The sequence below is a fragment of the Paenibacillus sp. P4_A7 genome (assembly GCF_056402455.1).
On record NZ_JBFUHJ010000275.1, the window covers coordinates 1 to 7,425 of the forward strand.

A 7,425-nucleotide genomic window follows, 5' to 3' on the forward strand; every position below is an offset into this window, starting at 1 on the left:
TTAAAAGCTCATTTAATGAGCTTGAACTTCTGGAACCCCATCCAAATAAGAAATTAAAGTCTCTACTCCACCAGTTGTATTATTACTTACCATCTGAATCCTCTAAAAAAAAATGACATCTATTCTAACAGGGTTGTTTGGGTTCAAATTGTTTAATACGATCCCAGCTGCCCTATTAGAAAGCACGAGGTGATCCTCTCTTGCATCTAGTACCTCCCATGATCTTCAATATTCAGATGGGTTCTCGCCCTCATGTCCACTTGCATAAATTAATCTCAACAGTTCAATTAAACTGATGAGGATGATCAATTTGGGCGATCTTATCAAGAAGGAAAAGGATTTCATATTCCCGCCCATCAAACGAGCTAAGGTGCTCGCTACGTATAAGGCAATGAAGAAAACAGTAAGCGCCTGTAAGTGAGCCCATGCCAATGCAATGACGTTCTCATAGATACGAGGTTCACAACGGCTACAGTTTGGTTTGACGAACGGATCGCAAATGGTGCTGCTGCCGCTGGTGTTCAAATAGACGGATTCACAGCAATGATTGCTGCGAATGGTGTTAATCGTACTGCTAAGGCATACATCAAGTATCAAATTCCAAAGGCCAGCGCTAACTTTTATATCAAGGGAGCAAACGCTTCTGATCCTGAAAAGAATTCCTTAACCGTTACCATTAACCGAAAGCATTAGATAAAACACATGTGAGGTAATCAGAATAAGATTCCGGGTCAGAAGGAAAGTTTTTACGCGAAATATTTGGTCTAATTAATTTAACACTCCTTAGAGAGTGTTTTTTTTATCGAATGACACCCCCCCTGAATGCTTCTGATAACTAAATATTCAGCCAATGTTCAATATCTTTGGAACTTAAATTATTTGATTGTGTAGAAATCTGGTCAGCGCCCAATTAATATCGATCGAGAAACCATGGAAGCTCTTATCCAGGAAGACGTTGCTGATACGTTCGGGAAAGCATTTTACGGCAACAAGTAGATTCGTATCATTCGTATCAAGACCCAATTCGTATCAAATTCGTATCACGGCACCAAATGGCACCAAATAATCATAGGCTGATTTAATAGTGAAAACAAAAAAAGCCTTGATTATCAAGGCTTTACGAGTTAAAAGTTATGGTGATCTGAACAGGGTTCGAACCTGTGACCTCCACCCTGTCAAGATGGCGCTCTCCCAGCTGAGCTATCAGATCGTATTAGGGACAAGTAATAATATATCAGGATTCAATATTGAAGTCAATAGTAATTTTTTCTAAAAGTTAAGCAACAATATAACAATGAGTTGCGTTTAATAAGTGCTGCAGCAAATTAAAGAAGAGGTGATCGTATGAAGAAGAGACCGTTATTAATAATAACTATAGTTGCTATGATGCTTTTGACGCTTGGACAAACAGCGTGGGCATTTAAAGACGTTAACAATGATCCAAATGCACAAAAAATTGCTGAACTAAAAAAGCTAGGGATAATTAGTGGCAATACGAAGAATGATACATTCGATCCACAAGGTAAACTGACCTATGCAGCTGGCATTTCCTTGATCGTACGCGGATTGGATATCAATATTAACCATATTCGCTTCATTAGAGCTCCGGAAACAAGCGACTATTTCACTAACATTAAGAATGATGCTTGGTATTCAGAAGCTTTCATTATTGCGAGCCTAAACGGACTTGATATTCCTAAAACAGTAAAAGCGGACGATACAATGACTCGCGAACAGTTCGCTCACCACTTATTTCAAGCCATAATCAAGAAAGGCGACTATGCCTTTACTGAAATCTTCATGCTTCTAGAAGACGAGAAGGATGTTAAAAAAGAGTATATGAACAGCATTCAAAAGCTGCTTATCAGCAAAATTGTCCAGCTAGACAGTTCTAACAAGTTTTATCCGAAGCAAGCCATTACCCGCAGTGAAGCAGCTGGATGGCTTTATGACGGCATCAAATTTGTAAAGGAGACCACTCCTATTCCTGACAAACCTGAACCTGAACCTGAACTACCTGCTTTTGATATTAATCTATCTGTGACCTCAGTAAATGCTGATGTGAACAAAGTAACCATTAGTACAAAAGTTCCACATCCTGGGTATGGTATTCGTATTGCTTCCATTGGCTTTGAAGGTGATCAAGCTATTATCTACGTAGAAACAACTTTTCCTGAACCGGATAAAATGTATCCTCAAGTCATTACCGATGCTGTAGCATCTACTTACGTGGATGCTACATACAAACCAGTGCTACCAGGATCGATCGTTTTAAACAACTCAGGATCCAGCACCGGCATTATCGCTGAATAGAGCACTAAGGCTTCTCCTCTTGTCTGATGACTTAATCAGATAGTGGAGAAGCTTTTTTATTCCTATTGGGACACTTCTAGCTCGGGGATGGTCCAATCTATAACAGATCTCCCAACGCTCTCAAGATATGAATTAGCTCTAGAGAAAGGTTTGCTGCCAAAGAAGCCTCTTCTCGCTGCAAACGGGCTCGGATGCGGCGAGGCAATGATATGATGCTTATCCGCATCAATGTTAGCTGCTTTCGCTTGAGCATGCTTTCCCCAAAGCATAAATACAACAGGCTCGTTCCGCTCATTTAAAGTAGATATAATTCGATCCGTAAATTGCTCCCAACCAATCCCTTGATGGGAGTTAGGCGCTCCTTCCTCAACCGTCAGCACCGTATTAAGCAGTAGCACACCTTGCCTTGCCCACGATTGCAAAGATCCATGATCCGGAATAGGACACCCTATGTCGTCATTCAGCTCTTTATAAATGTTTTTCAGTGATGGTGGAATACGAATTCCTGGCTGCACGGAGAAACTTAATCCATGCGCTTGTCCAGAACCGTGATACGGGTCTTGCCCTAAAATAACAACGCGTGTTTCTTCGTATGTCGTATAATTAAGGGCGCTAAATATGTCCTCAGTATGGGGATAAATAACAGCATCCTTCGATCGCTCAATTAGAAAAGCTTCTATTTTTTTGAAATAAGGTTGATTGAGCTCATCCTGTAAAATGTGAGACCAATCATTATCGCAAAGCACAGTCATAAAATCTCCTCCTACTTCCTGCCGAAATCTGCTTTTATTTCTCCCCACTCCTCCGTATTCCACTTTAATATTTTATTGTCATATTTATTATCGCGAAGCCAATCTGTTGCCCAATCTGTCAGAGCCCATATTTTAGCGGTCGATGAGTCGCGTGTCAATGTCGAGCCTGTCTTCTTATTGCGAATCCAACTTAGAGCTGTTCTAGAATCAGTATAAATCGTTTGTGTTGAGCCCTTTTTCTTTAAATAGTCAAGTGCATGTACGATGGCAATAAACTCGCCTAGGTTGTTCGTTCCATTCGGAATTGGCCCAACGTAGAACAATAGGTCACCCGTTTGCGTATCTACTCCTTTAAACTCTACAGGCCCTGGATTCCCTCTCGTTCCTACATCGACTGAGATGCTGTTATAATCGATGGTTTGTTCACTTGCCGTAGCTTTGAGCTTCTTCCCCTCTATGTAAGGCTTAGCCTTTCCTGAAGCCTTCTCTTGACCCCAGTATCCCTTCCACCCTTCCTTAAAAGCAACAGCTGCTTGCTGAGCTGATTCAAATGATTTAAATTTGGCACCTGTAAAACCATTTACCTGCTCCTGACACTCTTTCCACGTTGTATAAATACCAGGTCTGTTGCCGACCCATACGACATAATGCTTACTTGCTGCCATTAACGCTACTCACTCCTTCGTGATTGAACATCTTGAAGCCTATTTAATTTAACGCTACATTTTTATCAAACCAATTATAAAAATAATCATGAATAAACTGTCCAACTATACTGTATGGGGCTAATTCATCCTGGGCAAACTGTTCCTTACCTCTAATACTAAAATACATCCAAAGAGCCATAGCCTCCGCAAATTGCTCCGAGTTGTATTCTACACCATTCCGCAGGTCAGCGATATATTGCATGCAATCGTCCATCGTTGTCTCAGTTTCACTATTATATTCTTTTAATTTTATTTTAAAATAAGTATAGAGCAATAGGAAATTTTTATTCCCTGATAGAACAGTACTAAAAAGAGCAGTTGAAACCGATGCAGTCATAATTAATAGCTTCCAACGCTCTCCATCCACAGCTATTGTAGGATCATTCTTGTATCTCTCCAGCAATTCGTTATGTAAAGAGTCCTTTAGTGCAAAAACTTGCGCATATAGCTTGCGTGAGCTTTCTTTTAACTGGGTATCAAACTTATCGTCTCTATTCAAATAATCCGTCCCCTTCCGTTATTCATTATAGCAAATATGTCTCGAACAAAAAAATCCCTATTCTCAACTTGTGATTAGCAAGTCGATAAACGGGATTCTTTCTTCCATATATAGTTCATAAAACGATGTACTGCTAGATTGTTCTGTTATGCCGAGGACGGGAATCGAACCCGTACGGTAGTCACCTACCGCAGGATTTTAAGTCCTGTGCGTCTGCCAGTTCCGCCACCCCGGCGCAATTAAATCATGCGCAATGAGAATATAGCATACCATATTCGCCCTCTATTTACAAGCCCTATTTCTAAATTAGAGACGGCTAAGACATGAAACCGATAGCTGATTGATAAACCGTGTTTTGCTTCATGCATTGTTACTCGTGCCTTTATTGTAAGCTTGGTCAAGTTCATGTGCAATGAAAAAACCTCCTTCGCTTGCATCTGATTTGGTCAGATACTGCAAAAGAGGTTTTTTCAGTTTCAACTTGAATCTTGCGTGTTAACACAGGATTGCAGTTCCCCACATATTACTTATGTACTTCTTAAAACTTGCTACTGCTAGATTGTTCTGGTATGCCGAGGACGGGAATCGAACCCGTACGGTAGTCACCTACCGCAGGATTTTAAGTCCTGTGCGTCTGCCAGTTCCGCCACCCCGGCATGAAGATAAGCTTTGCAAATGGTGGGCCCTGAGGGACTCGAACCCCCGACCAATCGGTTATGAGCCGACCGCTCTAACCAACTGAGCTAAGGGCCCTCGAAAAACGTATATTTCAACGTAGTCATCGAAAGGGTTGGTTGCGGGGGCAGGATTTGAACCTGCGGCCTTCGGGTTATGAGCCCGACGAGCTACCGGGCTGCTCCACCCCGCGACGTGTTTCCATTTGATTATGAAGCTTATTGTTTTGGCGACAAGAATTACTATACTATATTCGACTGTTTTAAGTCAAGCATTTTTATAAATTAATTCACAAACTATTTTTCACGGAATAAATCGCACACCATATCGTCCTTTTTTCGATCGAAATACCTCGACTTCATTTGGACACTCGTACCCGTATATCCAATAATCATTTTCCATTCGTTTGACAAGGCAACCAGCTTGAAATTTTGTTTCATATAGTCGGACCCAATACACCCATCTTATCATCGAACCCCTCCTGATGTATGTGCACTGCAGCGCTTTCGCCGCTTGAATTAATCTTATAGTCATTAGAATACCCAAATTCGGATAAATCAAGCAATTCGAAGCGATCTTAAACTTAGTATTTAATGCTGTCTAATGCTGTTTCTGAGAGGATCTAAGATAACTAAAACACATTGAAAAGCGACCCAACGACATTTCGTCATTGGGTCGCTCTTTGGCTCTAAAACTCTTTATCTCATCATTGGGCTAATTACGCCGCCGCCTCCACCTTGAGGATTATTCTTTATCTCTTCAAGAACAGCATTGCCTTTAGTCTCCCATTCAGCAAGTGCCTCTTTTGCCGTCTTTGTTCCCTTTATCACTTCAGCGAATAACTCATAGCCAAGCTGCTGAGCATTCCAGATACCTGGTTTTTCGTTGAATATACTATCCGCATTCGAATTAGTCGGTGGCAGTGGCTTAAGAGTAGTGAATGCGTCCATATTATATTGCAATCCGCCAATTGGCTTCAGAAACTCTTTACGAGCAACCATCTCATACAAGCTTCTTGATTTGAGTTTAGCCCACTCTTTACTGTTGGAGTATTTAATAAATTCCCATGCATCCTTCGAGTTCTGTGCATTAGCATTAATACCCATCAGTTGATTTAGACCAATATTTCCGCCTGTAGTAGGGTCGGTTGGGTTAGTAGGTACCGTAACGACATCCCAATCAATGGGTACAAAATCTTTGATCTTCGAAGCGTTGTCCGACGCTTTCTTAAGCTCATTAATATAGCTATATTCACCTATTGTCATGGCAACCTTACCTTTAATGAACATATCACCGTAGAACGGATCATTGCCGCCCGCTTCGCCTCTCTTCTCATTTAGAAGCGTATAGTATTCTTGATTAGGTACGATGTTATCTTTATGAAGTGAGGCAACAGTGTTCCAGACTGATTCCCACTGATCACTGTTTACAAGCATTTTCTCACCTTTGTCATCCCATATCTTCAGCTGTAAAGCTTGACTGTAGACCTGAGTATCGTTAAATCCGTCAGACTGCCAGCGGTTAAATGAGAAGCCAAACTGACGGTCTACACCTTCTCCTTTAGCCATTTGACGAGCTTTGTTAAGCGTGTCATCCCAAGACATTTTGTCAGTTGGAGGCTCGATACCCGCATCTAAGAACATTTTTTTGTTATAAAAGAGTGCGGATGAAGTAAAGGTAGGGGTTAATGCATAAATGTTGTTGTCCCCCGCTGCTTTGATTCCATCAATTACAGTCGGAACATAATCGGACAAATCAAATTTATCCTGTTGAATAAGCGGGTCTAGTTGCTGCAATAAATTGTCTTGAGTCAATCGACGAAGCATATTATAATCCAGTACTACCACATCTACTGGGTTTTGACCCGAAAGCATTTCTTTCATTTTTTCATATGGGTCTGGTTGCTTTACTGGTTTTTCTGGATCATTCTGTTCATACCGTTGGTCGTCATAATTGATGGCTCCAACAATTTCAAACTGAACGTTGGGATGAGTCATTTCAAACATATCGGTATATTGCTGACGGAAATACGGCTCATTGTCCGATCCTCCATACAATACGCCAATGCGCAGCACACTGGTCTCCGCTGTCTTGTTTGAGCCGCTGCTGCATGCTGCAAGTGAGCCCACAGACAATGCTAGTGTTAAGCTAAGAGCTGCAAATTTGCGAATACGTAAACCAGGAAACCATTTGTTATTCATTCGATTTAACCCCCCAGTGATTTAGGCGGAGTAATAACTATCCGCTCTCCGTCAAACTCCATTGTCGCTTTGTCTTTAATATTCAATGCAGATAAATATTCTTTAGGCACCTGTAAACGTCCGACTTTATCGATGACGACAAAAGCTTCGTGCACCGACTGTAGTCCACTCGCAGTTGGAATTTCAACCTCGCCAATTTTCGGATTGCGTTTAATAAACTCCGTGCTTGTAAGTCCATCACGAATGGCTACAACACGATCTACCTTACTTGCAAGCGT

At 41.3% G+C, this 7,425-nt stretch carries 7 protein-coding genes, 5 tRNA genes and 1 pseudogene; 2 read left to right on the forward strand and 11 right to left on the reverse strand.

The annotated features are described in order from the left end of the window. Window positions 1–417 precede the first annotated feature (417 nt). On the forward strand, window positions 418–693 hold the full coding sequence (locus tag AC1DWN_RS23390) for a hypothetical protein (protein WP_477561305.1): 276 nt from the start codon (window positions 418–420) through the stop codon (window positions 691–693). Between the two features lie 441 nt (window positions 694–1,134). On the opposite strand, the gene AC1DWN_RS23395 is transcribed toward AC1DWN_RS23390, so the two are convergent. Beyond that, window positions 1,135–1,210, reverse strand: a tRNA-Val gene (locus AC1DWN_RS23395). 134 nt (window positions 1,211–1,344) lie between these two features. Here AC1DWN_RS23395 and AC1DWN_RS23400 point away from each other — a divergent pair. Continuing rightward, the gene (locus AC1DWN_RS23400) at window positions 1,345–2,313 is read left to right on the forward strand and encodes an S-layer homology domain-containing protein (protein ID WP_477561306.1); all 969 of its coding nucleotides are present in this window, start codon (window positions 1,345–1,347) and stop codon (window positions 2,311–2,313) included. 62 nt (window positions 2,314–2,375) lie between these two features. On the opposite strand, the gene AC1DWN_RS23405 is transcribed toward AC1DWN_RS23400, so the two are convergent. The 10 genes and pseudogenes from AC1DWN_RS23405 to AC1DWN_RS23450 all read right to left on the reverse strand — a co-directional run. Further along, a complete protein-coding gene (locus AC1DWN_RS23405; protein ID WP_477561307.1) occupies window positions 2,376–3,065 on the reverse strand; it encodes a uracil-DNA glycosylase in 690 nt (229 codons plus the stop codon). Between the two features lie 11 nt (window positions 3,066–3,076). Further along, window positions 3,077–3,730, reverse strand: a complete 654-nt coding sequence (gene rnhA / locus AC1DWN_RS23410; protein ID WP_477561308.1) for a ribonuclease H — start codon at window positions 3,728–3,730, stop codon at window positions 3,077–3,079. Between the two features lie 43 nt (window positions 3,731–3,773). After that, the gene (locus tag AC1DWN_RS23415; protein WP_477561309.1) at window positions 3,774–4,271 is read right to left on the reverse strand and encodes a hypothetical protein; all 498 of its coding nucleotides are present in this window, start codon (window positions 4,269–4,271) and stop codon (window positions 3,774–3,776) included. 149 nt (window positions 4,272–4,420) lie between these two features. After that, a tRNA-Leu gene (locus tag AC1DWN_RS23420) sits at window positions 4,421–4,506 on the reverse strand. A 335-nt stretch (window positions 4,507–4,841) separates the two neighbouring features. Beyond that, window positions 4,842–4,927: transfer RNA gene (locus AC1DWN_RS23425), tRNA-Leu, on the reverse strand. A gap of 20 nt (window positions 4,928–4,947) precedes the next feature. Beyond that, window positions 4,948–5,024 (reverse strand) — tRNA-Ile (locus AC1DWN_RS23430). Between the two features lie 38 nt (window positions 5,025–5,062). After that, window positions 5,063–5,139, reverse strand: a tRNA-Met gene (locus AC1DWN_RS23435). 110 nt (window positions 5,140–5,249) lie between these two features. Next, window positions 5,250–5,417 (reverse strand): hypothetical protein, encoded by a 168-nt coding sequence (locus AC1DWN_RS23440; protein WP_477561311.1) that lies wholly within the window; start codon window positions 5,415–5,417, stop codon window positions 5,250–5,252. A gap of 227 nt (window positions 5,418–5,644) precedes the next feature. Beyond that, complete coding sequence (locus AC1DWN_RS23445; RefSeq protein ID WP_477561310.1) at window positions 5,645–7,147, reverse strand: ABC transporter substrate-binding protein; 1,503 nt, start codon at window positions 7,145–7,147, stop codon at window positions 5,645–5,647. A 5-nt stretch (window positions 7,148–7,152) separates the two neighbouring features. Next, window positions 7,153–7,425 (reverse strand): annotated as a pseudogene (locus AC1DWN_RS23450) (ABC transporter ATP-binding protein); the annotation flags it as partial.